22 protein-coding genes are annotated in these 26,773 nt (G+C 36.4%); 2 read left to right on the top strand and 20 right to left on the bottom strand.

All coding sequences use genetic code 11. The features are described from left to right. Positions 1 to 12 precede the first annotated feature (12 nt). The 4 genes from AC3RVG_RS06670 to rimP form a co-directional block, all read right to left on the bottom strand. Complete coding sequence (locus AC3RVG_RS06670) at positions 13 to 2,496, bottom strand: DUF5916 domain-containing protein (RefSeq protein ID WP_489690659.1); 2,484 nt, start codon at positions 2,494 to 2,496, stop codon at positions 13 to 15. A 135-nt stretch (positions 2,497 to 2,631) separates the two neighbouring features. Continuing rightward, positions 2,632 to 5,526: a translation initiation factor IF-2 gene (infB, locus tag AC3RVG_RS06665; RefSeq protein WP_489690658.1), complete on the bottom strand. Its 2,895-nt coding sequence runs from the start codon at positions 5,524 to 5,526 to the stop codon at positions 2,632 to 2,634. A 58-nt stretch (positions 5,527 to 5,584) separates the two neighbouring features. After that, the gene (gene nusA / locus AC3RVG_RS06660; protein WP_489690657.1) at positions 5,585 to 6,817 is read right to left on the bottom strand and encodes a transcription termination factor NusA; all 1,233 of its coding nucleotides are present in this window, start codon (positions 6,815 to 6,817) and stop codon (positions 5,585 to 5,587) included. A gap of 10 nt (positions 6,818 to 6,827) precedes the next feature. Beyond that, the gene (gene rimP / locus AC3RVG_RS06655; protein ID WP_489690656.1) at positions 6,828 to 7,292 is read right to left on the bottom strand and encodes a ribosome assembly cofactor RimP; all 465 of its coding nucleotides are present in this window, start codon (positions 7,290 to 7,292) and stop codon (positions 6,828 to 6,830) included. A 159-nt stretch (positions 7,293 to 7,451) separates the two neighbouring features. Between rimP and AC3RVG_RS06650 the strand changes: the two genes are divergently transcribed. Continuing rightward, a complete protein-coding gene (locus AC3RVG_RS06650; protein ID WP_489690655.1) occupies positions 7,452 to 8,273 on the top strand; it encodes a universal stress protein in 822 nt (273 codons plus the stop codon). Positions 8,274 to 8,338: 65 nt separating this feature from the next. Then, positions 8,339 to 8,854, top strand: coding sequence for a hypothetical protein (locus AC3RVG_RS06645; RefSeq protein ID WP_489690654.1), 516 nt, complete (start codon positions 8,339 to 8,341; stop codon positions 8,852 to 8,854). Between the two features lies 1 nt (position 8,855). On the opposite strand, the gene flxY is transcribed toward AC3RVG_RS06645, so the two are convergent. The 16 genes from flxY to AC3RVG_RS06565 form a co-directional block, all read right to left on the bottom strand. Then, positions 8,856 to 10,145 carry a flexirubin biosynthesis putative acyl-CoA ligase FlxY gene (gene flxY, locus AC3RVG_RS06640; protein WP_489690653.1) on the bottom strand — a complete coding sequence of 430 codons (1,290 nt, stop codon included), beginning with the start codon at positions 10,143 to 10,145 and terminating at the stop codon, positions 8,856 to 8,858. 72 nt (positions 10,146 to 10,217) lie between these two features. Then, on the bottom strand, positions 10,218 to 11,879 hold the full coding sequence (locus AC3RVG_RS06635; RefSeq protein ID WP_489690652.1) for a C45 family autoproteolytic acyltransferase/hydrolase: 1,662 nt from the start codon (positions 11,877 to 11,879) through the stop codon (positions 10,218 to 10,220). A gap of 5 nt (positions 11,880 to 11,884) precedes the next feature. Beyond that, complete coding sequence (locus tag AC3RVG_RS06630) at positions 11,885 to 12,769, bottom strand: cupin-like domain-containing protein (protein ID WP_489690651.1); 885 nt, start codon at positions 12,767 to 12,769, stop codon at positions 11,885 to 11,887. A 12-nt stretch (positions 12,770 to 12,781) separates the two neighbouring features. Beyond that, complete coding sequence (locus tag AC3RVG_RS06625; RefSeq protein WP_489690650.1) at positions 12,782 to 14,320, bottom strand: phytoene desaturase family protein; 1,539 nt, start codon at positions 14,318 to 14,320, stop codon at positions 12,782 to 12,784. Continuing rightward, positions 14,317 to 18,015: an MMPL family transporter gene (locus tag AC3RVG_RS06620; RefSeq protein WP_489690649.1), complete on the bottom strand. Its 3,699-nt coding sequence runs from the start codon at positions 18,013 to 18,015 to the stop codon at positions 14,317 to 14,319. The genes AC3RVG_RS06625 and AC3RVG_RS06620 overlap by 4 nt, the downstream gene beginning before the upstream one ends. After that, entirely contained in the window at positions 18,008 to 19,201 is a 1,194-nt protein-coding gene (locus AC3RVG_RS06615) for a DUF2062 domain-containing protein (protein WP_489690648.1), read from the bottom strand. The genes AC3RVG_RS06620 and AC3RVG_RS06615 overlap by 8 nt, the downstream gene beginning before the upstream one ends. Positions 19,202 to 19,301: 100 nt before the next feature. After that, entirely contained in the window at positions 19,302 to 19,928 is a 627-nt protein-coding gene (locus AC3RVG_RS06610) for a hypothetical protein (RefSeq protein WP_489690647.1), read from the bottom strand. Continuing rightward, on the bottom strand, positions 19,925 to 20,296 hold the full coding sequence (locus tag AC3RVG_RS06605) for an ApeI family dehydratase (protein WP_489690646.1): 372 nt from the start codon (positions 20,294 to 20,296) through the stop codon (positions 19,925 to 19,927). The genes AC3RVG_RS06610 and AC3RVG_RS06605 overlap by 4 nt, the downstream gene beginning before the upstream one ends. Positions 20,297 to 20,361: 65 nt before the next feature. Then, complete coding sequence (lolB2, locus tag AC3RVG_RS06600; RefSeq protein WP_489690645.1) at positions 20,362 to 20,988, bottom strand: flexirubin biosynthesis protein LolB2; 627 nt, start codon at positions 20,986 to 20,988, stop codon at positions 20,362 to 20,364. Further along, positions 20,966 to 21,592 carry a flexirubin biosynthesis/transport protein LolA2 gene (lolA2, locus tag AC3RVG_RS06595; RefSeq protein WP_489690644.1) on the bottom strand — a complete coding sequence of 209 codons (627 nt, stop codon included), beginning with the start codon at positions 21,590 to 21,592 and terminating at the stop codon, positions 20,966 to 20,968. Before lolA2 ends, lolB2 begins: the two co-directional genes overlap by 23 nt. Next, positions 21,585 to 22,361, bottom strand: a complete 777-nt coding sequence (locus AC3RVG_RS06590) for a polysaccharide deacetylase family protein (RefSeq protein WP_489690643.1) — start codon at positions 22,359 to 22,361, stop codon at positions 21,585 to 21,587. Before AC3RVG_RS06590 ends, lolA2 begins: the two co-directional genes overlap by 8 nt. Next, complete coding sequence (locus tag AC3RVG_RS06585; protein WP_489690642.1) at positions 22,355 to 23,419, bottom strand: beta-ketoacyl synthase N-terminal-like domain-containing protein; 1,065 nt, start codon at positions 23,417 to 23,419, stop codon at positions 22,355 to 22,357. Before AC3RVG_RS06585 ends, AC3RVG_RS06590 begins: the two co-directional genes overlap by 7 nt. Further along, on the bottom strand, positions 23,419 to 24,621 hold the full coding sequence (locus AC3RVG_RS06580; RefSeq protein ID WP_489690641.1) for a beta-ketoacyl-[acyl-carrier-protein] synthase family protein: 1,203 nt from the start codon (positions 24,619 to 24,621) through the stop codon (positions 23,419 to 23,421). Before AC3RVG_RS06580 ends, AC3RVG_RS06585 begins: the two co-directional genes overlap by 1 nt. Before the next feature lie 84 nt (positions 24,622 to 24,705). Next, the gene (locus AC3RVG_RS06575; protein ID WP_489690640.1) at positions 24,706 to 24,963 is read right to left on the bottom strand and encodes a phosphopantetheine-binding protein; all 258 of its coding nucleotides are present in this window, start codon (positions 24,961 to 24,963) and stop codon (positions 24,706 to 24,708) included. After that, positions 24,960 to 25,577 (bottom strand): 3-oxoacyl-ACP synthase, encoded by a 618-nt coding sequence (locus AC3RVG_RS06570; RefSeq protein ID WP_489690639.1) that lies wholly within the window; start codon positions 25,575 to 25,577, stop codon positions 24,960 to 24,962. The genes AC3RVG_RS06575 and AC3RVG_RS06570 overlap by 4 nt, the downstream gene beginning before the upstream one ends. Before the next feature lie 46 nt (positions 25,578 to 25,623). Continuing rightward, positions 25,624 to 26,772 (bottom strand): beta-ketoacyl synthase N-terminal-like domain-containing protein, encoded by a 1,149-nt coding sequence (locus AC3RVG_RS06565; RefSeq protein WP_489690638.1) that lies wholly within the window; start codon positions 26,770 to 26,772, stop codon positions 25,624 to 25,626. Position 26,773: the final 1 nt, after the last annotated feature.

Here is a 26,773-nt window from a genome sequence, read left to right as displayed (position 1 = left end):
TAATTTAACTGCTTATATTCCAGCTTTATTTATTTTCTCGTCTCTATCAATATCTCGAGAAGACTGAATTTTGTTGGGCTTTCCAAACCAGTTTTTCATTCTATTGTAATCTACATAGTAACTAATTCGCATTGAAATACTATTCAATTGTGGCTCATCAAATAAATTGCTGAAATTGTTTAAAAGATTAATCTGCGAATCGCGAATATAGCTTTCCATCGCATTTCTATACAAAATTGAAACTTGGCTTCCTGGTGCAAACCACCACGAAAATCTTAAATCTACATTCCAATTATTATAAGTTGCATCTCTATTTTCGTTAAAAACAGTGTTTGCTACAAGCGACCCATCATTCTGTAAAGTTAAAAACTCACTGTATTCCACTTCGGAATAATAATGGCGAAAAGATAAATTAAGCGCCATTTTATTATTGAAAATGTATTGTGACTCCAATGCATTAACTACCGTGTTTCTATCACGTTTTCCGAAAATAATATCATCCGCAGCTAAACCCACAAAACCTTCTTCTTTATCTGAAAGAGCCACATTTGTGCTAAAATAAATTTTCCATTTATCCGAAACTCGATACTGCGGTGCAAACCGAAGATTCAAATTACCACGTCCATCTTCGTCGTATTTATACCAGTCTATATTTACATCAACGGCCAATTTTTTCCGATAATCTGTGGAAAACCAACCCCAAAAATCATAGTAATCCGGTACTTCTACAAACCTTCCATTTACACGCGGCTCATAAATATCGTTACTACCAAAAGGAGTCATTTCAAACCCACCACCAAAAGCAAAAAACTTTTTAGTTGTAAAACTAGAATTGAAGTTGAAGGTGAAATTGTTATAAAGATCTGTCTCCAGTCTGCGTGTATAATTTAAGTTGAAATTAAGATTCAGATTATTTAAAAATCCCTTTGGCTGAAGATATCTATAACCGTAATAGCCGTAGTAATTAATGAAATTCGTTTCGCCAGAATAACCCATATCATTAATATCGTAATCTTGTGTGCGAAAATTGATATTTGCAGATATACGGTTTTTGCCGCTAATCTTCGCCATTCCCGCAAAACCTTCCACCCCAAATTTTGTAGTATCTTCTTCAACCCAACTACCTTCAACATTTGCAGAATAATTAAAAGTGTTCTTTTTATTGGTCAAATCTAAATAAAGCCCTGTTGCATTTGCATCTCTAAAATTGCCTTCGCGAATAACGTTTGTATTTACAATTGAAACCGAAGAGTTATCTCCAAAACGCTGATCTAAAACCATAATATTATAGTTTGCGAAAGGTTCTACAACCTCTTTCCTGGTTTCACCATTTTGGGCATTTCTAATGTCGGCGTAGGTTCTTTCAGTAATTGCATTAAAAACACCTATTCCCAGATTTCCGTCTGTTCTTCCCGAAATTTTAAAGGCATTTATAAGATCGACAGACCCAGCATAGTTTTCAATTTCTTCATTCTCTGCAAGATTCGGATAGCGCGACGGCGAGCCACCTACTCTGCGCGAATAGAAAAGATTTCCTTTTGTGAAAAGCTCAGTTCCCTCTGTGAAAAACGGTCTATTTTCTTCGTATTGCGTCTCAAATGCTGAAAGATTTAATATTTCGGCGTCAAACTTAGATTGTCCAAAATCTGGAATCAAAATCATGTCTAAAGTAAAGGCGTCGTTGATGCCATATTTAAGGTCCATGCCACCGTTAATTGCGGTTTTAGTCGTGTCATCATAATCATCTACATAAACCGAAACGTACGGCTGAAATGAAAGTCTTGTGGGTGATTGTACGTTTTCAATTCCATAAATCTCCCCGTCATAAATTGAAAAGGAGCCTTTGGTATTATCTATTGGACTCCAAGAATAACGTGTTCGCGTTCTTCGCACCTCCCGCTCCATATTTAAGCCCCATTCTTGTATATTTTTATTTGGAAATCGCACTTCAGAATAGGGAATAAAAAGTTCAGCCACCCAGCCGTCGTCATTTATTTGTACTGCACTGTACCAGACACCGTTCCACGAGCTGTCCTCATTGTCGTTTGTCATTTTAGCGTCGTATTGCACTCCTGCGGCAGTTATAATAAACTGTAAACTTTGTTGCCTATCATTGTAACCGTTTAAAAGAACGAAGAAAAAATCGTCGTTACCAATTCCGTCTCTTTCGGTAAGTTCCTTTAAAATTTTATCGGGCTCTGGATCCTTCATCGTTGCACCAAAGTAAATCCCCAAATCATCATAAATAATTTTAACCTCTGTATTTAAGCTATCTGGTATTTTCCTGCCATTGTTTGGTTGGCGCTCCACAAAATCGGTTGCAATTGGTGCATTTTGCCAAGCAGCATCGTTTAAAACACCATCAATTTTTGGAGCTTCAGTTGTACGGAGAATGGTTATTTTTTTTCTTGGAATACTATCACTGGTCTGAGCGAACATTACGCTACTGAAAGACAGAAGCGCCAAGAAGAAAATGCTTTTTGATGAAAAGTACATTGGGTTTGGTTTGCTTAATAGACCACGAAAAAATTGAATTGTTACACCCAATCTGAAGAATTCTAAATTAATTAAATGAAAAACGACCTGAAAAAATGATTTTCAGGTCGTTCTAAAATTTAAATTATGGATTAATTATTTCAGCTTCTTCTTCACTGCAACTTCTTGGAACGCTTCAATAATATCGTTCTCATAAATGTCGTTGTAATTTTTCACCTGAATACCACAATCATATCCTTTAGCAACTTCTTTCGCATCATCTTTGAATCGCTTTAAAGAAGAAAGCTCGCCAGTGTAAACAACCACACCTTCACGAATTAAACGGATATTAGAGTTTCGGAATATTTTTCCGGTAAGAACCATACATCCAGCGATTGTTCCTACTTTCGAAATTTTGAATGTTTCTCTGATCTCAGCAGTTCCGCTAATTTCCTCCTTCATTTCAGGAGAAAGCATACCTTCCATTGCATCTTTAAGATCGTTTATAGCATCGTAGATAATTGAATATGTACGGATATCTATTTCTTCCTTATCTGCAATTTGGCGCGCGTTACCCATTGGGCGAACGTTAAAGCCGATAATAATTGCATCGGAAGCTGAAGCTAACAACACATCACTTTCGGTAATTGGACCAACAGCTTTATGAATTATATTAACCTGAATTTCTTCGGTAGAAAGTTTTTGGAATGAATCTGTTAATGCTTCCACAGAACCATCCACATCACCTTTAAGAATAATATTAAGCTCCTTAAATTCACCAAGTGCAATACGTCGTCCAATTTCGTCAAGCGTAATATGACGTTGTGTTCTTACAGACTGCTCACGTTGTAATTGTGTACGTCTTGTAGCAATTGCTTTGGCTTCACGTTCATCTGCAAACACATTAAATTTGTCTCCAGCCTGTGGTGCTCCGTCTAATCCTAGTACAGATACAGGAGTTGATGGACCAGCCACTTTCACGTTATTACCGCGTTCATCCTGCATTGCTCTCACTTTTCCGCTGTGTTGACCTGCTAATACATAATCACCAACTTTTAGCGTTCCTCCTTGTACTAATACTGTTGAAACATATCCACGACCTTTGTCTAGGAAGGCTTCCACTACAGTACCGTTTGCTTGGCGGTTTGGATTTGCAGTTAATTCAAGTAATTCAGCTTCAAGTAATACTTTTTCAAGTAATTCTTTTACACCATCTCCAGTTTTTGCCGAAATGTCGTGCGATTGAATTTTTCCACCCCAATCTTCAACTAGTAAATTCATCTGGGCAAGTCCTTCTTTAATTTTTTCAGGATTTGCGTTGGGCTTATCTATTTTGTTTATAGCAAAAACTATTGGAACACCAGCTGCTTGCGCGTGGCTAATTGCTTCCTTAGTTTGTGGCATAATATCGTCGTCTGCCGCAACTACAATAATTGCAAGATCGGTAACTTGAGCTCCACGGGCACGCATTGCGGTAAACGCTTCGTGACCAGGAGTATCTAGGAATGCCATTTTTTGACCACCATCTAGTTCAACACCGTAGGCACCAATATGCTGGGTAATTCCACCAGACTCACCGGCAATTACATTCTCTTTACGTATATAATCTAAAAGTGAAGTTTTACCGTGATCAACGTGACCCATTACGGTAACGATTGGCGCACGTGGCTGAAGATCTTCTGGAGCATCTACTTCGTGAATGATAGATTCGCCAATATCGGCCGTTACGAATTCAACTTCATAACCAAATTCATCAGCAACGATAGTTAATGTTTCAGCATCTAGACGTTGGTTCATCGTTACCATCATACCTAAACTCATACAAGCTGAGATAATTTTAGTAACCGGAACATCCATCATCGTTGCCATTTCGCTTGCAGTAACGAATTCCGTAACTTTAATAAGTTTGTTATCGGCTTCCTGTTGTGCAAGTTCATCAGATTTTTGACGGTGCGTATCTCGTTTTTCTCGACGGTATTTAGCACCTTTTCCTTTGGAAGATTTACCTTGAAGTTTTTCCAAGGTTTCACGTACTTGTTTTTGCACGTCTTCTTCGCTTGGCTCTTCTTTTGGTGTGTTACTTCTTCCTTTTCTATTTGCCGCTCCCGCATTAGATCCTGGTCCGCGATTATCTCGGGTGTTTGAACTTCCAGGTTTTGGAGCTTCTTTACTTATGCGGCGTCTTTTGCCTTTAATGTTTTTCTTATCGTCGGCCTTAACATCTTTTTTCTTCTCCGGTTTTTTAAACTGGGTAAGATCGATTTTTTGACCAGTAAAGTTGGGGCCTTCAAGTTTTCGATACTGTGTAGTAACTGTATCTGAAACTTTTGGGGCTTCCGTTGTTTCTTCTTTCTTCGGCTCTTCCTTTTGGACAGCCGGAGCTTCTTTAACTGTTTCTTTCTCTTTTTCTTTAGCAGGCGCTTCAACTTTAGGAGCTTCTTCTACTTTAGGCTTCTCTTCGGCTTTTGGCTTCTCTTCAACTTTAGGCTTTTCTTCAACTTTAGGCTTTTCTTCCTTAGGTTCTTCTTCCTTAGCTTTTTCTACTTTTTCTACCTTAGCTACTTCCTCTTTTGCCTTTTCTTCTACTACGGGAGGTGCAACAGCTTCAGTTTTTTCAACTTTCACTTCCTCCTTTTTAGCTTCTTTAGGCTCCACTGGTTTCTCTTCAACTTTCGGCTCTTCCTTTTTGGGTTTGCCTGTAGCCAAATCGATTCTTCCAACCTGCTTAGGGCCGTCCAGTTTTGCTCCAGCTCGTATAACGCGAGTAGCTTCTTCCTTCTTCTGCTTTTCTTCAAGTTCGCGCTCACGCTCAAGACGAAATTCTTCTTTCTCTTTACGCTTTTCCTCACCGACCTCTTTGGACTCCATCTTCTTACTCTTGTCGGTCTCAAACTCTTCAAAAAGAACTTTGTATTCTTCGTTAGAAATTTTCGTAGTAGGACGCGCGTCAACTTCGTGACCGTGATCTTTTAAAAATTCCACGGCACGATCCAACGAGATATTAAATTCGCGCAATACTTTGTTTAGCCTTATCGATTTTTCTTCAGCCATAAATGCTTTTTCCTATGTTCTTTTTAAAAAATTTGTATAAAAGTAATTAAAGTTTCAACTACTCTTCAAATTCTTCTTTTAATATATTTATAACGTCGCGGATTGTCTCTTCTTCAAGATCGGTACGTTTTACCAAATCGTTGATGTCGTGTTCTAATACGCTTTTAGCCGTATCCAATCCTATTTTACTGAATTCTTCAATAATCCAACCTTCTATTTCGTCAGAGAATTCTGATAATTCAACATCTTCTTCTGCGCCTTCACGAAGCACATCAATTTCATAACCTGTTAATTGTCCGGCAAGACGAATATTGTGTCCGCCACGGCCAATTGCTTTACTTACTTCTTCTGGACGAAGAATAACTTCAGCACGTTTTTTAACCTCATCAATTTTTACCGAAGTAACTTTTGCAGGGCTAAGTGCTCTCGTTATATATAAGGTAAGGTTGCTAGTGTAATTAATTACATCTATATTTTCGTTACCCAATTCACGAACAATGCCGTGAATTCTAGATCCTTTCATCCCAACACAAGCTCCTACAGGATCAATACGATCATCGTAAGAATCTACAGCAACTTTTGCTTTTTCACCAGGAATACGAACCACTTTCTTAACTGTAATTAAACCGTCAAAAACTTCAGGAATTTCCTGCTCAAATAATTTTTCAAGAAAAATTGGAGCTGCCCTCGACATAATAATCGTGGGTTTGTTCCCTTTTAAATCTACGCTTTCAATAATTCCACGTACGTTATCTCCTTTTCTGAAAAAATCAGAAGGAATTTGTTTTTCCTTTGGAAGTATAATTTCGTTGCCTTCATCATCTAGCAATATAACTGCACGATGACGAATGTGATGCACCTCGGCAGTATAAATTTCACCTTCAAGATCCTTAAATTGCTTGTAAACAATTGTGTTATCGTGTTCGTGAATTTTCGAAATAAGGTTTTGGCGCAATGCTAAAATAGAACGGCGGCCAAGATCTATAAGTTTTACTTCTTCTGAAACATCTTCACCAATTTCAAAATCTGGCTCAATTTTTTGTGCTTCACTAAGAGAAATTTCCTCGTTAGGATCTTCCACTTCTCCATCAGCCACTACTACACGGTTTCTCCAGATTTCAAGATCGCCCTTGTCTGGGTTTACGATAATATCAAAGTTATCATCGCTTCCGTATTTTTTCTTTAGCGCATTTCTGAAAACGTCTTCAAGTATCGCCATAAGCGTTACTCTATCTATTTGTTTGTCGTCTTTAAATTCCGAGAAAGAATCGATTAGTGCTAAGTTTTCCATATCAATTCAATTAAAATGTTATCATCACTTTTGCTTCCATAATATCTTTATAAGGCAATACTGCCTCTTTCTGAACGGTTACTTTTCCTTTACCCACGGGCTTCGGTTCGCGTGCAGTCCATTTTAGAGTGCAACTCTCCTCGTTCGCGGCGGTTAATTCACCTTCAATTATTTCGTCATTTTTGGTTCTTATCTTTAAGTTTCTGCCTAAATTTTTTGTGTACTGCCTTGGCATTGTCAATGGTTCTGAAACACCAGACGACATAACTTCTAAAGAAAAATCATATTCTTCACGATCTAAATTATGTTCTATTTTGCGACTAACAGCCATACAGTCTTCAACTGTAACGCCTTTATCGCCGTCCAGAATGACCCGTATTTTGTTGTCTTCAGAAATATTTAGGTCGATCAAAAACAATGATTTGTTTTCTTCCAGTGCACTTTTCAGCAGTTGTGCTACATTTTCCCGCATCATTTTAAGCTATAAAAAGAGGGGACTTTAGTCCCCTCAGATAGTTTCGTATCAAATTCGGTGCAAATATACTATAATTTTTAATATTATAAAAACCAAGCGCAAACGATTTATTTTTGTAATTTAAGGCTTCTAATAAACACGAAAACAACCAACCAATTTATGAAACGTATCCTCGTACCAACAGATTTCTCCGAACAAGCCGAAAACGCTTTAAAAGTTGCTATTAAACTAGCCCAAAAACACAAAAGCGAAATTTTTGTTCTCCATTCCATGGAAATGCCACTTCACCTCGCTACAACAAGCGATTCGGGCAGTCTTCCAGAGTCGTTTTTCTTTATTAAACTTGCCGAAAAACGCTTTGGCGAACTTAGGGAAAAACCATATTTGGACGGTATAAATATAAACGAAACTATTGGTCACAGCGAAATCTATGAAGATATTGAAGAAGCGTGCTCCAAAAACCATATAGATTTAGTTGTAATGGGCTCTACCGGCGCAAGCGGATTTAAAGAAATGTTTGTGGGAAGTAATACCGAAAAAGTTGTGCGAACTTCCAAAACCCCTGTATTAGTTATAAAAAATAATCATCCAGAATTTGAAGTAAAAGATTTTATTTTCGCAACCGATTTCTCTGAAGAAGGACGTGGCGCATTAGATAAAGCGCAAAAATTCGCAAAAATGGTGGGTGCAAAAATGCATTTACTCTTTGTAAATACGCCAGCTAATTTTAATACTTCTTCAGACGCACAAAAAATAATGGAGAATTTTGTACGCGGAATGGGCGTTGAAAACTACACATTAAATATTTACAATGACACCTCGGTAGAAAAAGGCATTCTTAATTTCGCCAATCATATAAAAGCACAACTTATAGGTATGGGCACACACGGTCGCAAAGGTATTTCCCACTTTTTTAATGGAAGCATTAGCGAAGACATGGTAAACCACGCTAATATGCCAGTAATTACCTTTAAAATTTAATGAGGTATTTACTGCTAGCAATTCCATTTCTATTTCTTAGTTGTAACCAGTACAGCAATAAAAAAATGCCAGTAAAAAATCTGGTAATCGAAGAATCTCCTGCCATTTTAGTCGAAAAACCCGAACTTCCCGAAGGTGCACTAATGGCAGATTTTTTCGGGAATAAAGACTCCATCTTCGCTATTATTCAGAAAATTGATGTTGAGAAACAAACCACGCGTATTGGTTTTCAAAAAAATCGCTTACCCGAAATTTTAATTCCTGAAAGCTTTGGCGCTGATCTAAAAATCTTAAAGCTAAAGAATTTTAAGAATGATGTTTTATTGGTTAACGCGAAGCTAAAAGACACAAATTTTAATGAGTACTATTTATTTGTTTGGAATGATTCTGCTTGGAAACAACCTGTAAACCGCTTTGCAATTCATAAAAGTAATATGATAGATACGTTAATTCCCATAATCAACAACCCAAAAGACAGCACACAATTGTTGCGCTATTATTCTGTATTTAATATGGATAGAAAAAGTGAGAAAAAATTCACTTGGAAATTGATGCAGGAAAGTGTGCCTATTGAAGAATAAATTATTTTCTCCTATCTACCAAATCTACAGGCTTACGGCTTAAGGGCGGAAAACGAAGCGCCCCGATTACTTCATGATTAGCAAATTCAACTTTTGGAGCTACCCGAAGTTTCGCTCTAAAATGATCTTTTATTTTCAGTAATAATTCCTCTGAGTTATTTTCTGAAGCAATTTTAATTAAAATTTCGTCTGTCCCTAATTCATTGTGAAAAATTTCTATAACGTAACTCTCTACTTCTTTAAAATCGTTTAAAATATTATACATCGCAGGCGGATATAGCGTGGTTCCTTTATATTTTATCATCTGCTTTTTGCGGCCTACAACAGGCCCGAGACGTAAAGTGTTTCTTCCACATTTGCACGATTCAGTAAAAGCTTGAACCATGTCGCCAGTTTTAAAACGAAGGAGTGGCATAGCTTCAACACCTAAAGTGGTGATTGTTAACTCTCCAATTTCACCATTTGCGACTGTCAAATTAGCATCGTCAAGAATTTCTGCAATTAAGAGTTCGGGGTGTTGATGACCGCCATTATGCATTTCACATTCGTTGAAAGCGGTACTCATTTCAGTGGAAGCGTAAGTTGAAAACAGTTCAATATCCCAGTCCTTTTTTATTTTTTCGGCTAAAATATTCAATGAAAAATCTTGCTCTCTTATGGGTTCACCAATACAGATTGCCGCTTTCACACCCGTATTTTTTAAGTCTATTTTGTGTTGTTGCGCGTATTCAATTAATTTTAAAAGGAAAGAAGGAACAGTAATTAAATAGGTGGGTTTAAATTTCTTAATAGTATCCCACTGCAACTCTGGTATTCCCGAACCCACACGAATAATACCTGATCCCAATTTTCGTGCGCCCAAAAAATAGGCTAAGCCTGCCATAAAACGGCGGTCCATTGTGGTCATTAATTGTAAAATATCTTCTTTTACAACACCGCTGCAAGCGAAAGAAATAGCTTCATTATAAGCCAATCGTTCCAAATCATTATCTGTTAAAGCAAAAGTAACGGGATCGCCCAAAGTGCCCGAAGTAGTTACATAATCAACGATTTCAGATTTTGGAACACAAATAAAATCATCGTTAAATTGCTGAAGATGATCTTTTGTAGTTACTGGAATTTTTTGAAGATCTTCCAAAGTTTGAATTGCAGCTATCTCAATTTTATTTTCTTTAAAGAACCGTTCATAGAATGGAGAATTTTCACTCAAATATTGAAGCGTTTCCTTTAGTTTTTTCTCTTGAAGAATTTTAATTTCTTCTTTGGATGCTTTTTCTATTTCTGGAATCATTTTGAAAATTTCTTTGCGGCATTTGCGACTTTGCGGTAAATTTTCCAACACAGAAGTGCTAAGAACGCAGTATTATTTTTTAAGTTTTTGGAGATATTTCTCAATTTCCGTTCTATCCGGAACTGTTGTAATCTCTTTGGTCAGTGCCGTTTCAAAAGCCTGTTTTGCGGCGGCATCGTAATTTTTTTCAAAGTAATACTTTCCAGTTAAATAATAGGCTTTCCAGTACTCGGGATTTTTTTGCTGTAATGCTGAAAGGGTTTCGGGCAAAATAATTTCATCTTCCGCAATTGCCGTTTCCACTTCCCGCTCCAAAATTCGGTATTCTTCGTAATCTTTATACGTCTTTGAATACACAAAAGGATCTTCAGGTATATTTTTAACTGAATTAGAAAGAGAGGTTTTAGCCGGATTTCCTTCTCTATTTTTAAATATTTCATCTAAATTATAAGAAACAAATTCTCCCAATTGATACGGATTTGAAGAAACCCAAACCTCTTTGCTTTCTGGTTTAAAAACAATGCCGTGATGTGCTAAAAGCTGATTCAACGCTTTTTCATTTCCGAAACCAATTTCTTTATCGTCCAACCCATTCTTGTTTCGAAGTATGGCAACGGCGCCATCCACATTCAGCTTTTCATCTTCTGATATTAATTCTTCCATCCGTTCAAAACGATACATGGAGTGGCTTTCTGCAATCCATTCGGTATTTCGGTTATCGTTTTTGTAAGCTTCACTTTGAAAGTGATTACTACAAATTAGTTTGTCTGTATTCTCAACTTCATAAACCCCAAAATTATCAGGCGAGACTTCAATAATCGCGGCTTTTTTATCTTTTGCGCTTCCTATAAAAATAGCTTCGGAAACAAAAACTTCACGTTTTTTAGCAATTGCTATAGCTTCTTCAATGGTTGAAGCATATTGCAGAATTTCGCGCGTTACAATAGAAATAGGTGTTTTCGCCGCTTTTGGAATTTTAGATTTTCCAGCATTTATGGTGACCGTTAACCCTTGGTCGTTCATCCCCGACACTACCCCAACCATTCCACCCCAAGTAACAGACATAAATTTATGCCCTTCGGAAGGATTTACGAAGGCAATTATTTTTTCCTTCGCAAATTCATCGCCGGCGTAAAAGTCAAAATTTCTTCCAATAAGTAATTCGCCATCCTCAGTTTTATCATACCAAACTGCAAAAGAAGAACAGCCCACGAGCATCAAATCTTTCATGGCGTGGCCAATATCGTGTGCTCCGTGTAGGTAGAGCAACCGCAAATAAGGCTCGGCAATTTCACTAAAACTCGAAGAAGAATATTGCGAAAGCCCATAAATTTCAGCTTTGTACTCCTCGGGAATGTGCAAATACATTTTACGATTGTACCAAGCTAGAAATTTCCGAAGTAAATATTGTTGCGCTTTAGAAGGCACCAAATCTTCCACTTTATTGAAAAAAATAGCTTCCTGCTTTTGCATTAAATCTTGGGTTAAACTTCCAGTTATTTTACCAATTTGCAACGGGTTTCCTTCCACATAAAGTTCCCATTGGCCTTGTTTGTTTTTCAGAAGTGAATTATTGCCCGCTATAAAAGTGGAGTCGTTTATTTTTACTTTTTCAGGAATCGAATCATCGTAGCCACTTACATCTGGGCGATTGTGAATAGATTTTGAAACCCCGCATGAATTCAGAAAGACTATTAATAGCGTAAGTGTTAAAACTCTTTCTGAAAATTTCATCTTAACTATCTTGTTTTTTTCAGTTTTGCAGCCCTATTATTTGTTTGTGTAAAAGCCTTGTTTTCCTTGTAATCCAGCCATTTTTGGCCAAGAGATTTCCTCATTACATTTTCAAAATGCCGCATAAAAAACACATTGTAAAGCATATTTACAATCCTTTTTGGGTGTCTTGGAAACGCACGAAGCGTCATTGAAAAACCACCGTTCAAATATTTTATAAAATGCCAGTAGCCGCTTGGCATATAAAGCGCATCGCCGTGTTTCATTGTTGTGTGAACGCCTTCCAAATATTCTAAAGCCGGATATTTCTCAAAATCTGGATTGTCTAAATCTATGCTTTCTAAATTGTGCACCGCGAAAGGTATTTTGTACAAATATTTAGTTTGTTCGGGGGAAAAAAGCATCACGCTTTTAGTGCCGTGAAAATGAAAATGCACCAAATCTGCCAAATCCATATCGTAGTGTGGTAAAACTTTGGAACCTTCGCCGCCAAAGAAAAGCACGGGCAGCCGTTTGAAGAATTTTAAACCGATATCGGGATATTCAAAATCCTTTAAAAGTTCTGGCAATTTCATCTTTAAATCGTAGAAGAAAATACGCAGATTGGTTGGTTTGGTTTTAATTAATTCAATGTAATCTGACATTTTCATTTCGGTGGCGGGTTCGGCAGAATTTTGCTTTCCTTTGGTTGGTTCGTTGTTGTAAAGTGGAACAATCTGATCGCCGGCATGCTGCTGAATATAATCTAAATTCCATTTTTGAAAAGCCTCCCAGTCTTCGGTCAAGCCTTCAATTAAAACTGGCTTTTGGGGTTTGTAATAATTTTCAATGAAATCCTCTTTAGAAATATTTCGAATTCTTTGAATTGGTGTTGTTCTGATTATCCCCATATCACAACGCGTTTAAGTAATTTCTTCTTTTTTAGTGGCTTCCAGTATTTTATTCAGCAAATATTCGCCTCCCAATATTTCTGAACAAGTAACCACACCACTAATGGTAACGCCCAAAATACCGTGCATATTTAAACTTTGCCCAGTAAAGAATAGGTTTTTCACTTTCGTACGGGGCGAAATAAAAGACTTTAAAGGATTGTTTGCATCCTTTACATAACCATACATAGAACCATTATTACTGCCAATATAATCCCGATAAGACAAAGGGGTTGACGCGTAAATAGACTCAATGCAATCACGAAGATTAGGAAATTTTTTCTCGAGTTCTTTAATGATTATCTCAGATTTGTAGGCTTTAAATTCTTCGTACGTCTGTCCTCTATCATTTTTTTGGGCGGCCGTATTAAAGGTGTCTAACCAAGGTTCCATTTCGCTAAAACGCATATAGGTCATCACCGTCATATTATCGCCAAATTCCTCTGTATCCTTTTTGATTCCCATGGAAACCATATAATTTTCAGGCCAGCTTTCTTGTGTATAATCGTAGGCATTCCAAGTGTTACGATAATCTTTAAAGTGGTAGTAATTGTGATTTATGTATTTAAAACAATCTGGTTTCATTACCAAATAAAGACTAAAAGCCGCGATTGTGCTTTCAATATTTTCGATCCTTCTTGTGAAGGATTTTCTAAAATTTTGTTGTCCAATTAATTGCAGCGTTATTTTTGGATCGATATTCGAAATAAATTTATCACCCTCTATAGTTTTTCCATTCGCTGTCTCCACCGAAGTAACCACTCCATTTTCCGTGTTGAATTTAGTTACTTCGTGCCTTTTAAAAGCTTTGCCACCATTTTCGCGCAATCTATCCAAAAGCGCTTTGGTTATTTGGCTTCCTCCGTTAATACAACGGTAGGAGCTTTCAATGTACGAATTCACCGAAAGCGCGTGCATATAAAAAGGGGTGCGCTCACTTTCTCCAGCATACAGCAAATTGCTTCCGCCTAAAACCGCTCGCAGCTTTTCGTTTTTAGTAAGAGATTCTATAAAATCCTTCGCTTTCAACTCAAATAAGGAGGTGTTTTCATAATACGGTTTTCCAAGTTTTAGCTTGTAAAGCGGAAAACAGTTGCATATTTCCTGCATTTTTTTACAATACGCTGCTATCGCTTTTTTTTCTTCGGGGAAATCGGCAAGTAAGATTTTTTTGAAGTTTTCGTAACCCTGAGCGTGCCTGTATTCTTTCGGATCATTGTCAAAAGTGATAACGTCGAATCCATCTTCGTCCATCTTTTTTAGCGTAATGTCGTCTAGAATATCTAAATACTTGAAATAGCTATACAGATTTTGACCTTCGGAAAGTCCGCCAATGTAGTGCACTCCTGTATCAAAAATAGTTTTGTCGCGAACAAATGTTTGTAGATTGCCGCCAAACTGCTGGTTTTTTTCGAGTACGCAAACACTGTAGCCTTCTTTGGCAAGAATAATTCCAGAAACCAGCCCGCCAAGGCCACTTCCAATAATTACTACATCAAATTTTTCATTCATTCTGCCTTGTTTCCGGATGGTTTAAAGATACTAATATTAGCAGCCCGATACACCATTTGAAATCCTAAAGTATCCATAACTTCTGTGTTGTTTGCTAGAGCATTTTTCAGTAAAACTATCGTATCTATTGGAAGATTGGGGATTTGTTCAATCACCTTTGATGAGATTTCCGCCGAACTTAGTATTAAAGTTTTTACGTTTGAAGGCAATGAATCTTCCACCGAATCTATAAAGTTAAGTCTCCCGAATTTTTGGGAGATATAACTATTTTGAAGTGTCGATCTAATTTCAGAACTTTCAATTAAACTGAAAATTTTTCGATCGGGTCCATCTAGGGCCAAAAGAAAATCTAACTGCCCAAAATCTTCCGAGATATGTAAAATGTTTCCCCTTTTTTCAACTTGGCGGATAATTTCAAAATACGTTTCCGCACTTTCACTTAAATCCCTTTTTACATTCTTAAAAAGTGTATCGCCTTTATAGCGAAATTCTTCCAAAACAATTTTATGAAAATACGTAGGACCTTCCATCTTTTCACGAAGTTTTAAAAATTCACTTTTGAAAAATGCGCCAACTTTTTTTGCTTGCTGACTATGGTTTTCTCCCAAAGTATTGTCCTCGGCCTTAATTCGCGCTAAAATTTCTACCGTAATACTTCCGTCTTTTATTATAAAACTTCCCTTGGGGTTAACTTCGCTATTTCCGTGTATTAAAACTGGCAGAATATCTAAATTAAATTCATTCGCCAAATAAAACGCTCCTTTGTGAAAACGCTTAATTTTATTGGTTGGGCTGCGGGAACCTTCGGGAAAAATCATCAATGAATACCCTTGATCTATTTTTTTCTGAAGTGGTTCCAAACTGTTTTCGATACCGCTAGAAACCGGATAAAAATCTGCTCGCTGCACAACTTTCCCAAAAACTGGCGAATTATAAACCCAATCATTCACCAAAAAACAAATTTTAGGATGCAACATTCCAACCGCCAAAATATCGAGAAAAGAGGTGTGATTTGCGATAATTACAGCCGGTTTTGAGAAATCTTCAGCAGTTTCATTTATTACCTTTTTCACTACAAATGGGTTGGTGTAAAGAACGGATTTCATATATTTTGAAATCACTTTATGTAACCAACTCATTTTGTTTTTTTTGTTGATAGGCAATAGCGGCAGTAAGGTTACGCTGTAAATTGAAAGCAAAATACCACCAAGTCCGAAATAGCCAAATGAAAGTACAGAATGAATAAACATTCTCGGGCTAATGGGACGCTTTGTGCGACTGCCAATAAATAGTTTAAAAAGCAATGGCTGCACCGTAAATGCAGTTATCATTGCTGAAAAAATCCCAATAATCGAAACGATAGAAATAGAATATAAAGCAGGATGTTTCGCAAAAATTAATACGCCAACCCCCAAAATTGTGGTCAACACAGAAAGCATTATGGAGGTTTTGTGTGTTGCCATTACTTTTTCGCCAGTGGCCAATTCTTTCAGCAAACCTTTGGTCATAAAAATGCTATAATCGATGCCAAGTCCAAAGATAAAAGTGGAAATAATAATATTAAAAATGTTGAATTGAATGTGAAAAAGACCCATTATTCCCAAGGTCAAAAACCAAGTTAGAAAAATGGGAGCAGCAGTAACTAGAGTAAGCGACAAACTTCTAAAGAATAGAAGAAGTATCAGTAGCACGGCAATCAAACAATACCCAATTAAACTATTGAAGTCATTTTTTAAATTGCCTAAAAAAGTCTCGTTCATTTCCTGGCGGTCTATTACGAGTGTGTTTGCAATGTTTTTGAAAACACTTTTTATTTCCGAAGTGTTCTCATCTTCTAGTTTTATTACTGTAGTAATTGTGGTAAAATCAGCCTTCGTGGTTATATAATCCTCCAAAAGAACTGAAGGAATTTGCTGATAATCTTCTGGTTTTAGAGTTTCAAAGTCTTTCTCTAAAAAAGTGTAAAACTGTGTGAAAGTTGTAGGTTTAAAACCGCGTTTAACACCACTTTCTATTAAGTTAATTTGCGTACTCTCTTTTCGGGTTTCGCCCCAAAATTGCTTCCACTCAGCAATTTTTTCACGTTGATCCCGCTGCGAATGCACCAATGCACCAATAGAACTAAAACTTTTAATCCTTCCTTCGCTCTTCAACAATTCCAGTTTTTCGTGAATGGAATCATTCAGTTGTAAAGTGCCTTCTACAGACTTGCCGTAGGTTGCGAGATAAATCGATTTTGAAGAAATATCAGTGAGTTCATCCAAATGCTGCATTGCAGCTTTTATTTCTTCGGGTTCATAATTTAATTTTGAAATATCTTTATCGAATTTCACACGTTGAAAGCTGAAAACACTCACAACCAATACAGCTGCTAGACCTATAAGCAACCATTTATTCTTGTGAAAAGGATATTCTGCAACTCTGTCTAAAACGTTGATTTGCTGTTTCCGAGAAAGTGGATTTTTGTAAACCAATGGTATAAAAAATAGCGCAAAAACCGAAGCTCCCAAGACACTAACGGCGGCAAAAATGCCTAAATCTTGCAATGCTTGCGAATCTAAAAACAAGAGACATAAAAACGCTAAAGCAGTAGTTAAGCTACTCATTAAAATGGGTTCGGCTACATCTTTATACAGACTTTCCAGCGTTTCATTATTGCGAATGTGGGTTAAAATATGCAATGAGTAATCTAATGTTACGCCCAGTAAAACCGAACCAATCCCGAGTGATATCGCAGAAATTTCCTGTCGCAGAAAATATAATAAAGTTACCGCTAGCAAGCCTCCAAAAATGGTTGGGATAAAGAGAATAACGGGAACGTAAATTTTTCTATAGTAAAAAATAAACACCAAAATTAGCAGTGTCATTGCGACGCCTACTGTTAATTGAATGTCGCTTTTAATTTGGGCCGCATTGGCAACGGCTATAAGTGCCGCGCCAAAATACTCGCTGCTCACCGTTCCAGAATATTTTTTATTTAACGAATTTTGAAGCGTATAAAGTTTTTCAGCAAAGTGGGTGTTTTCAGCGGTTTCGCTGCTTCCAAATTTTGGGGTTATAAAAAGAAGAATGTTCTTCTCATCTTTACTAATTAGGAAACCGTCTTTCAATATAAAATCATCGGTTACGCCAAGTTCTCGCAATTTCTTTAATGCAATAAAGGAAAGTCCCAGCGGGTCTTTCAAAATAAAATCTTTTGAAACAATGCCCGAAGGTGAAATAAGTGTTCTGAAATTAGCTTCGGTTATGGTGGAAACACTGTCTTTTTGAAGTTTTTCTGCAATAATTTTATAATCTTCCTTTTCTAGAAAAAGCGGTAGATTTTCATACACAAAATTCATCGTGCGCTGAAAATCGTCATCATTTACTTTTCCGCGAATGTTTTTAATGTAATCTCCAGTTTGGGTATTTAAACTATCCAAAAACTCCGTGGCATATTCGGTTAAATCTTGGATTTTAGCATAATCACTTCGGTGGATATTTACTATAATCTTATCGGTAAAATTAACTGTCTTCAGTACTTTTTGAAGATTTTTAGCATCTTCATTAATAGGAATAAGTTTCGAAATATCTTCTTCAAACCGAATTTTGGATACAAAAAAAGCAAGTCCAAAAAGCACCAAAAGCAGCAGCAATACGCTGCCCACTTTATTTTTCAGCAGAAATTGATACCTTTTAAAAAACCATTTACCCATTGTCCAAAATCTTTTTCCTTTCAAAAAACGTCAAAAACACATAACCCATCAATCCACAAAAAATAGACGCTGAAACTGAAAGAACAAAACTGCCAACAATATAGGATTTTAAATATTTCACCAACTCCATACTTGGTTCAATTTCGCTAATGGTAAGCACAAAGTTTTCACCCAACAACCAACTCCCCAATTTTAAGCTGATAAAAAGAATAAGCGGAATGAAAGGCGGAATACTAACGTTACTAAATGCAAAGGCAATTACTTTGTTCAAGTTAAAAAGTATTGCCAAAAAAAGTACCACAACTGTGTGAAAACCCCAAAGCGGTGAAAGACCAATAAAAACGCCAAGTGCAATGGAAAATGCCTTTTTTTCAGCGGAGTCGTCACTTCCCAAAAAGTCTTCCATAATAAAACGCTTGAGACCTTTTTTTTTCAATTTTCTGAAAATATCTCGAGGTTTTATATAAAGAAATGTTAGGATTACTAACCAAGTATTTAAAATGCTGATACGCGTGAAATCCTTAAACGGACGAAAATGCGAAACCCTATCTTCTGTTTCGTAATGAATTTTTATCGGTATGTTTTTCACTTCAATACCGTGCCAAGCCGCTTTTACAATGGCTTCAATTTCAAATTCAAATTTTTGAGTGTAAAATTTCAGCTTTTTCATTGCAAAAAGCGGGTACAGTCGAAAGCCTGATTGGGTGTCCTGCAAGCGCGTTCCAGTTTCAACCCAAAACCAAAAGTTGGAGAATTTGTTCCCAAAACCACTTTTTTTAGGAACGCCCAACTGAGTCATATTCCTCGCTCCGATGAGTAGAATTTCTTTATTTGAATCTTTTTCCAATGCTTCAATAAACGCTGGAATATCTTCGGGAAAATGCTGCCCATCACTGTCTATAGTGATTGCATAATGAAAACCCCAATTATCGGCTTGTTTAAAACCTTGGCGCAGCGCATTGCCTTTCCCCCTATTTTTTGAAATATGTATTTGCGGAATTTGCGGAAACTGAGACAATATCTCTGCCGTAGAATCTGTGGAACCATCGTTTACAACTATTACATTTTCCGTATAAACTAAAACCTCTTCAATGACTCTTTGCAGCGTTTTGGAATTATTGTAAGTGGGTATAATCACGCAGCATTTCAGTGTTTTTAATTTTTCTGAAAATGGTTTTTGGCTCATTGATGATTATAAATTACAAATCTAGTTTGGGTAAAAATATGTTATTCGACTATAAGTTTTCAAGATTTCAGAAAATGATTAAACACCAAAAGGTTCAGCGTTAATCAATCCCAATATTCTTTTCAGCCAGAAATCTATTGTAAATTTTAAGAAATATTACAATTTCTTCGGCTTGATTCTGTTCCATCACCCGAATTACCAATTTGACTTTTTCAACTTTTCCCTTTTTATTAAGAAAACCTACAAATACATTTATGAATGCTCCATTGGAGCGATAAGAAATATCTTGGAAGTCATACGCTCTGGAAAAATCATACAAAACCGGATCAATGTAATATTCATCCAAGCGACTTCTCATAATCCCTAATTTCAGATAATCTCCTTCAAAACTGGCGCGATATGGGCGACTAGCACTTTTAAGATCAAAGGCACACCTATTTATTTTTTGTAAAATTATGGACTTTACTTCTTCAATGGAAAGAGGAGATGGCGGCGGAGCTTTCCGAAAAACTTCAACCGAGCCATTCTCAAAAACGATTTCTTTTATTTCAGATCTTGCAATAGTATATGTAGGTCCGTCAGGGTTTTGTGCGCTTTTATATTTAAAGCCCTCGTCGTTGGCTTCAATTATTTTAGCTTCAATTTTCTTTTCTGATTTTGAAAAGATAATATCCTGGGCAAATACATTTGAACACCCAATAAATAAGAAAATTATTATATACCTCATAATTCAATAACCTTAAAAGTAGCATTCAACTTTAGCGCAACTGTTTCATCGAAAGAAGTAATGTTTTTCACTTTCACTTCTCCATTTTCTTCAGTAATATCAATAGAAATTTTCAATACAGCATTTTTTTTAGGATTAATAATTGCCGTGAATTTGATATTGGACGAAACAGCCAATAATAAATTTTTACCCGTTTTATCTTCAGTCAATTCTTGTATAATTTGAATCATACAAACACCCGGCATTACTGGATTTCCTGGAAAATGCCCTTTAAAAATCGCATGTTTCTCGTTTAATTGAATCGTTGCCAAAATTCCGTCGACCGTAGTCTCGGTACTAATAACTTTATATAATCCTTCTATTAACATATTTGTTTTAATTGAATTATGGAGTTCGGGAATTTCCCGCTTTTTAGAAAATTAATCTCCGGAGATTATTCATTTTTGAATTTTTCCAAGTCTATCACTAGCTTAATATTGCTGTGTTTTATTGTAATTATCTCCGCAATATTTTCTTCGGAAGAAGTAAAATTAATCACCACTTTTTCTTTCGATTTTGATGTATTTACAATTTTATCGAGCTTATCATTCTTGTTGTTCAGAAAATAAAAATTGAAACTTTTATCTAATTGTGTTTTATAAAGCCTTTGATTTTCGGTTTCATAAACTGTTATAACCTCAGCACTTTCGTTTACTAACAATTTAAAATCGTCCTTTAAAACATTAATAATAAATTTTTTATCTAAATCTTCCACTACAAAATGCTTCGTAAAAGTATCGTCCTCAAACTGAAAATCGAACATTTTGCTACCAAATTCGGTTGTAAAAACAACGCGGTGATTTTCGGGAGCAATTCTTTTTACAATCAATATTCCTCCAAAATTTTTACCATAAACAGCAATTTTCGCTTTATACACATAATCAATTTCTGTATTTGAAAAATAAGGGTTTTCAACTGTAGTTTTCGTGAATTGCACTTGCCGCAATCCTTCCGTAGTTTTTAAAGAGCACGACGCCAATGCTACAATTGCGAAAAAACTAATTGCTAAAAACCGAATCATTTACTGTGTTATTTAAAACGCGATTACTGAAAATAATTCGCGTAAAATCCTGCGATGGCTCCACCATTTTTACCTCGTAAACCTGCGCATCATCTTTATTAAAAAGCAGCTCAAAGGACGCTATGTAACCGGCTATTTTTTTGTCTTTCGGAATAAATACCGCTTTAATACTTTTTGAAGATTTAAAGAAGGAAACCGTAAAATCCGCATCATTAAACATATTCCCTTTCACGCTACTTACAATTAATTGGTTCAGTTTTTTGAAAAGTTTACTATTACCAATATCCACTTTACTTTTAGTACCGCCATCATTGATGAGCAGTTGATCTTCCTTGAAAATTACACTGTATTGGTATGGGTTGGTGTATTCCCACTTTACCAAATTGGGCGCTTTAAAAACCATTTTTCCCGACGTTTTTACATCTTCCGTTAAAAAGTCGAGGTGTTTGTATTGCACAAAATCGGTCTTTATCGTTTTGGTTGTTTTTGCCGTAGCGATTACTTTTTCTTTAAAAGAAGCAATTTCAGAAGTATTCATTGCAGTTTCCTGCGCTTGAAGCGAGCCGCCAATAATAAAAAATAGTAATAGAAAATAATTACGCATAAGCTTCAATTTCAAATAAGCGGTCCACCGGAACCGACTGCAATTTGTGCGATTGCAAAAATAGCAATAACTGTTCCAACACAGCTAGCGTTTTTGCACTGCTATCGTGGAGCAGAATGATATCGCCCTTTTTTAGGTTGGTAGTAATTCGTTTTAAGATTTTTTCTTCGGAAATATTTGTGGTGTCCAAACTGCGTTTACTCCAGCCGACTGAAAAATGTTCCGAGCTTTTTAAAGCCTTTTTAATATTCGGATTGGTTACGCCAAAAGGTGGACGAAACATTTTCATTTCCTTCCCCGTGATTTCTTTAAGAATTGAATTGGTTTGTTTCAATTCTGCAACAATTTTTTCTGCAGAATAAAACCCGAAATTTTTGGAATGTGAATACGAATGATTCCCGATTGTGTGGCCTTCATCAATAATTTGACGAACTATTTCCGCGTGGTTTTCCGCATTTTTACCGATTAAAAAGAAAGTAGCTTTTGCGTTGTGCGCTTTTAAAAGCGATAAAACTTTTAGCGTGAAATCTGGGTTTGGACCGTCATCAAAAGTGATTGAAATATAATTTTTTGAAACTTTATAGTTGTGATTTAAGGATTGAAAATGATAATTCAACTTAATTTGAAAAGACCCGATTGCAGTAATGATTATCCAAATAAGTACGAACAAAACATACAACCAAGCCGGAATATCGCCAAAAAAACCTGCGAGCAGCAATCCAAAAAAGATTACTAAAGCCAACGCGTTTATGGTGTAAAATCTCAACATTTTTTCAGCAGAATTAAACTATGGTTTTCACCGCGGTATTGATTGTAACACAAAACCGTTTTAATTTCGGTAAGCTTAATGGCGTTAATTTTTACGATTTCGGGAATGGTCTGCGATTTCAATATTTTGGAAGCAAGCCAAAGCCCGAAAGCAGAAACAGTATAGTTTTCGCCAACTAAATGTTTGTAAAAAACTTGTTGGCTATTTCTGAAAATCCCATCGGAAAGTTGGCGATAATAATCGTCAAAATTTACATCGCCATTGTTTCCTGAAATCACAACATCAACATCTTCCACTTTCAAATTATTTTCTTCTAAAAAGCTTTCGATGGTTTTTGAAACCTTTTCTTTTTGAAGCGTATTATAAGTTTCAACCGCGAGCAATTCAGCATAACAAGATTGTTTTTTTTCATTTGAAACCACAAAGAAATTTGCGCCTTCACTAAAAACAGCACCTTCGGTTTTAGCGTCTAAAACACTGGAAATAGTTGCGTCTTCACGCTTTATATGGTTAATAATGCGATGAGCTTTTATAGTATGTTCTTCCAATTCCTCAACGCCGCCCACTAATATATTTGCTGCTTCTTCATTTTCTAATTGCATTTTGGCATCGAGCAAAGCAGATTCAAAGGAAATTGCCGAATGCACATAAGTAAAATTATAAGCTTTGCATTCCAATCCCAGCGCAATCTGGCCAGCAACCGTATTGTGCGTACTTTGAATAAAAGCGGTGGGTGTCAAATATTCTTCATTGTTATCGATAATAGCGCTCACAAATTTTCCCGTCTCAATCATACAGCCCAATCCAGTGCCAGTAATAATTGCGTCAACGGTTTCAATTCCGGCTTCAGCCATCACAATTTTTGAAGCGACCACACCCATTTTAATGCCTTTGGCCATTCGGCGGGCAGCAATTGGCGAAATATATTGTTTGTAATCTGGATTTTGGGCGAAAATTATAGGGTCTTTATAATCAATAATTTCATCCAAAAAAGAAGTGTTATCAAAAGTTTTTTGAGGCGAAATAGAAGCGATGCTGTTTATGTAAACTTTCTTCATTACGCTTCTTTTGAAAATATTACGGTTGAACAATTTCCTCCAAAACCAAGTGAATTTGAAAGCACCGATTTCAATTCCTTTTCTTTCAATTCCGTTTGCGGTACCAATGAAAATTCCTTCATCGGGGTTTTAAAGTTTAAGTTTGGGAAAATCACATTATTTTGAAGTGCTAAAACGGAATAAACTGCCTCAACGGCTCCAGCTGCTGCCAGCGTGTGTCCCGTAAAAGCTTTTGTGGAACTGAAATCAGGCATCAATTCACCAAAAACTCGTTGCATTGCGCGGCCTTCCGAAAGATCGTTATTGCCAGTGGCTGTTCCGTGAGTGTTAATGTAATCAATTTCTGAAGGTTTTAAAGCTGCAACTTTCAATGCCTTTTCCATCGCTAAAGTTGCGCCTTCTCCATTCTCAGAAGAAGCGGTTTGATGGAAAGCATCATTTGCATTTCCGTAGCCTTTTACATAGGCGAGCACTTTTTTGTTTTCGGCTTTTACAACTTGGTCGCTTTCCAAAACCAGAAATGCTGCGGCTTCACCGAGATTCAATCCTTTTCTGTTTTCGTCGAAAGGAGAATTGTAACTATCGCTCAAAATCATCAAAGTTTTAAAACCGTTGATAGTAAATTTTGAAAGACAGTCCGTCCCGCCCACCAAAACACGATCCAATTTTCCAGATTTTATTAGTCGGGCGCCAAGCATAATTGCATTCGCCGCAGAAGAACAAGCGGTGCTTATTGTTGTTACCAAGCTTTCTTCAATTCCCAATTGTAAAGCGATTTTTTGGGTAGAATCTCCAGCGTGATGGCTTTCAATGTATTTTTGCAGCGGCTTTTCTGTCAGGTAATCGTAATAATATTTTTCGGTCATATCCATTCCGCCCACGGTGGTGCCAGAAATAATACCTGTTTTGTATTTTTTAATTTCGGTTATTCCAGCGTTCGCAATCGCCTCTTTTGCGGCAATCGCACCGAGCAATGCTGTTCGAGAATAATTGTTTTCTGAGGGAAGGCTGAGCTGCAATATCAATTCATCATTAGAAAATTTTACTTCTCCAACCATAATTTCAGTACGATGAATAGTTTCAATATTTTCAACGCGAGAAATGCCTTGTTTTTCGTTTATGAGCGCATTATAATTTTCCGCCACATTGTTGCCAATGGCAGAAATTATACCCATTCCCGTTATGGCTACGCCTTTGCTCATTTATTGATTGTACTAAAAAATTCGACCGCAAATTGACTGTGCTAAATATGAAACACGCCATCAATTCAAGACTATTTATAAGAATTATTTTGTGCGGTGTTCTAAAATATAATCTGCCATTGACTGTACAGATTCAAAAATTTCTCTTCCTTCTTTTGGGTCGCTCAAGCGGATGCCGTAATCTTTGTCTAGCATCACTATAAGTTCTAAAGCATCAATAGAATCTAAACCTAAACCGTCGCCAAAAAGCTTGTCATTATCTGCAATCTCAGCAACTGAAACATCTTCGAGATTTAATTGTTCAATGATTTTTGCTTTTAATTCTTGCTTTAAGTCACTCATAATTTATTGTATAATCTGTTTATTTCTTCAATGCTGTGTTCAATTTCGGCCCTTTTTTCAACTAAATAAAGGAAAGCTTCGTAGCTATTTTCATCAAAATCTACCCAGCCACAAAGCACTTTTTCTGCTTTTCCGCTTCGCAATAAATTGTTGGCATACAGTTGCAAATGCTCGGCATTAAAGCGATCAAAGATAAAAAAACTATTTTCAGAATACAGGCTGTGTTTGATACTTATCTCGCCCAAACATATATTTGGAAGCGTGTAAACAAAAACCGCTGGACTGGGGTAATATTCAGCATCGTTTTCTATAGCAGTTTGATGTTTTCGATCTGTATCTAAACTGGAAGCTTTGTTTGAAAAAACAAGGGCTACGTTATTTTCTACTTCGTTTAAGTTTTCATTCTTCAACAATACATCGGCCGCCAAAAAAGCGAGTTTGCTAAGATTGTCCATTTTAAAAAACTTGGAATAATCTGTATTTAAAAATTTGTAAGCATTCTTTATAAAGGTTGAAAAATTTTCAGGAGTATCACTAAAAAGCAGTTTGCCATTTACTGAAACAGTATGGTTTTTAATGTGGGAATAACTTGTTATGTGAAATTTCTCAATCAACTTTTTAAATTTATTTTCTTAACCGATTTACACATTAGCGCTCTGCTTAGTTATTTATTTTTGCGAAAATTACCGCAGTGTTGCAACCTCCAAAACCAGACGCAGTTTTAAGGAATGTCTGCAAGTTTTTGGGTGTATTGCTTTTGATGATATTCATATCTTTTGAAACGCCAATTTCGGTAAACCCTTTGGATGAAAAAAGTATATTTTTTTCCAAAGAATGCATTCCCACAATGGATTCCAACAAGCCAGACGCTCCCAAAGTATGTCCGAAAAATCCTTTTAAACTATTTATTGGAACTTGCTCCATTTCCAAACGACTAAAAGCGATAGCTTCCATTTCATCATTAAAAGACGTTGCGGTGCCGTGAGCAGAGATATAATCTATTTTTGAAGCTTCCATCTTTGCCTCCTTAAGCGCAGCTTTTACACTGCGGAAAAGTCCTTCGCCAGTACGAGAAGGGCCAGAAATATGGTTGGCATCGTTGCAAGTGGCGTCTCCCAATATTTCAACCGCCTCTTTCGGAAGATTTCCTTTTGATGTAGTAACCAAAGCACTTGCGGCAACTTCCCCGAGGTTTATGCCTACCCTATTTTTATCAAAAGGTTTGCAAGGTTCGGCAGATAAAGCTTGAAATGAATTAAAGCCAGAAAGAATAAACTTTGTTACCAAATCGCCACTGGCTATAAAAACGTGATCGTATTTTTCTTCAGAAATAAAACGTTTTGCCACAGAAATAGCTAAAACTCCCGAAACACAGGCATTGGATACTACAATAGCCTCATTTTTAAAGCCGAAAAAATTCTGAATTACTTTCGCCAATTCGCTTAAATACGCCCGACTTTCAGGGAAATCGCTCTCTTTTTCGAGCACATTAATATTTCCTTTTGTAGTTGAAATTATAAGTCCAACTCTTTCATTTAAAGGAATATTAGATGCATCAATTACTTTTTTCAAAGAAAGAATTAGCATTTGTTCAAGTTTTGTAAACTTTAAAGCATCCGCAATTTTGTTGAATTCCTCCTTTATTACTTCCGAAGAGATTAGGGAAGCACAGAATGGTTCAGGCAAAAGCGAGCGGTCGTCATGTTTAGCCAAGCCCGAAACTCCTTTCAAAATATTTTCCACAACAATATGGCTGTCAAAGCCCAAGTTGCTATAAATATTGTTGTATGAAAGATATGTTTTAATCATT

It is taken from the genome of Aequorivita sp. IT1282, from assembly GCF_058068205.1.
The sequence above is the reverse complement of the archived record's forward strand: the minus strand, read 5'-3'. Positions and strand labels throughout refer to the sequence as shown.

Coding starts and splice junctions, on each gene's coding strand:
- AC3RVG_RS06625 (WP_489690650.1), bottom strand. CDS start 14,320: ATGAATGAAAAATTTGATGTAGTAATTATTGGAAGTGGCCTTGGCGGG.
- lolB2 (WP_489690645.1), bottom strand. CDS start 20,988: ATGATTCGGTTTTTAGCAATTAGTTTTTTCGCAATTGTAGCATTGGCG.
- AC3RVG_RS06585 (WP_489690642.1), bottom strand. CDS start 23,419: ATGAAGAAAGTTTACATAAACAGCATCGCTTCTATTTCGCCTCAAAAA.
- AC3RVG_RS06590 (WP_489690643.1), bottom strand. CDS start 22,361: ATGTTGAGATTTTACACCATAAACGCGTTGGCTTTAGTAATCTTTTTT.
- infB (WP_489690658.1), bottom strand. CDS start 5,526: ATGGCTGAAGAAAAATCGATAAGGCTAAACAAAGTATTGCGCGAATTT.
- flxY (WP_489690653.1), bottom strand. CDS start 10,145: ATGATTCCAGAAATAGAAAAAGCATCCAAAGAAGAAATTAAAATTCTT.
- AC3RVG_RS06580 (WP_489690641.1), bottom strand. CDS start 24,621: ATGAGCAAAGGCGTAGCCATAACGGGAATGGGTATAATTTCTGCCATT.
- rimP (WP_489690656.1), bottom strand. CDS start 7,292: ATGATGCGGGAAAATGTAGCACAACTGCTGAAAAGTGCACTGGAAGAA.
- AC3RVG_RS06650 (WP_489690655.1), top strand. CDS start 7,452: ATGAAACGTATCCTCGTACCAACAGATTTCTCCGAACAAGCCGAAAAC.
- AC3RVG_RS06615 (WP_489690648.1), bottom strand. CDS start 19,201: ATGAGCCAAAAACCATTTTCAGAAAAATTAAAAACACTGAAATGCTGC.
- lolA2 (WP_489690644.1), bottom strand. CDS start 21,592: ATGCGTAATTATTTTCTATTACTATTTTTTATTATTGGCGGCTCGCTT.
- AC3RVG_RS06610 (WP_489690647.1), bottom strand. CDS start 19,928: ATGAGGTATATAATAATTTTCTTATTTATTGGGTGTTCAAATGTATTT.
- AC3RVG_RS06575 (WP_489690640.1), bottom strand. CDS start 24,963: ATGAGTGACTTAAAGCAAGAATTAAAAGCAAAAATCATTGAACAATTA.
- AC3RVG_RS06635 (WP_489690652.1), bottom strand. CDS start 11,879: ATGAAATTTTCAGAAAGAGTTTTAACACTTACGCTATTAATAGTCTTT.
- AC3RVG_RS06645 (WP_489690654.1), top strand. CDS start 8,339: ATGCCAGTAAAAAATCTGGTAATCGAAGAATCTCCTGCCATTTTAGTC.
- AC3RVG_RS06630 (WP_489690651.1), bottom strand. CDS start 12,769: ATGGGGATAATCAGAACAACACCAATTCAAAGAATTCGAAATATTTCT.
- AC3RVG_RS06620 (WP_489690649.1), bottom strand. CDS start 18,015: ATGGGTAAATGGTTTTTTAAAAGGTATCAATTTCTGCTGAAAAATAAA.
- AC3RVG_RS06565 (WP_489690638.1), bottom strand. CDS start 26,772: ATGATTAAAACATATCTTTCATACAACAATATTTATAGCAACTTGGGC.
- AC3RVG_RS06670 (WP_489690659.1), bottom strand. CDS start 2,496: ATGTACTTTTCATCAAAAAGCATTTTCTTCTTGGCGCTTCTGTCTTTC.
- AC3RVG_RS06605 (WP_489690646.1), bottom strand. CDS start 20,296: ATGTTAATAGAAGGATTATATAAAGTTATTAGTACCGAGACTACGGTC.
- nusA (WP_489690657.1), bottom strand. CDS start 6,817: ATGGAAAACTTAGCACTAATCGATTCTTTCTCGGAATTTAAAGACGAC.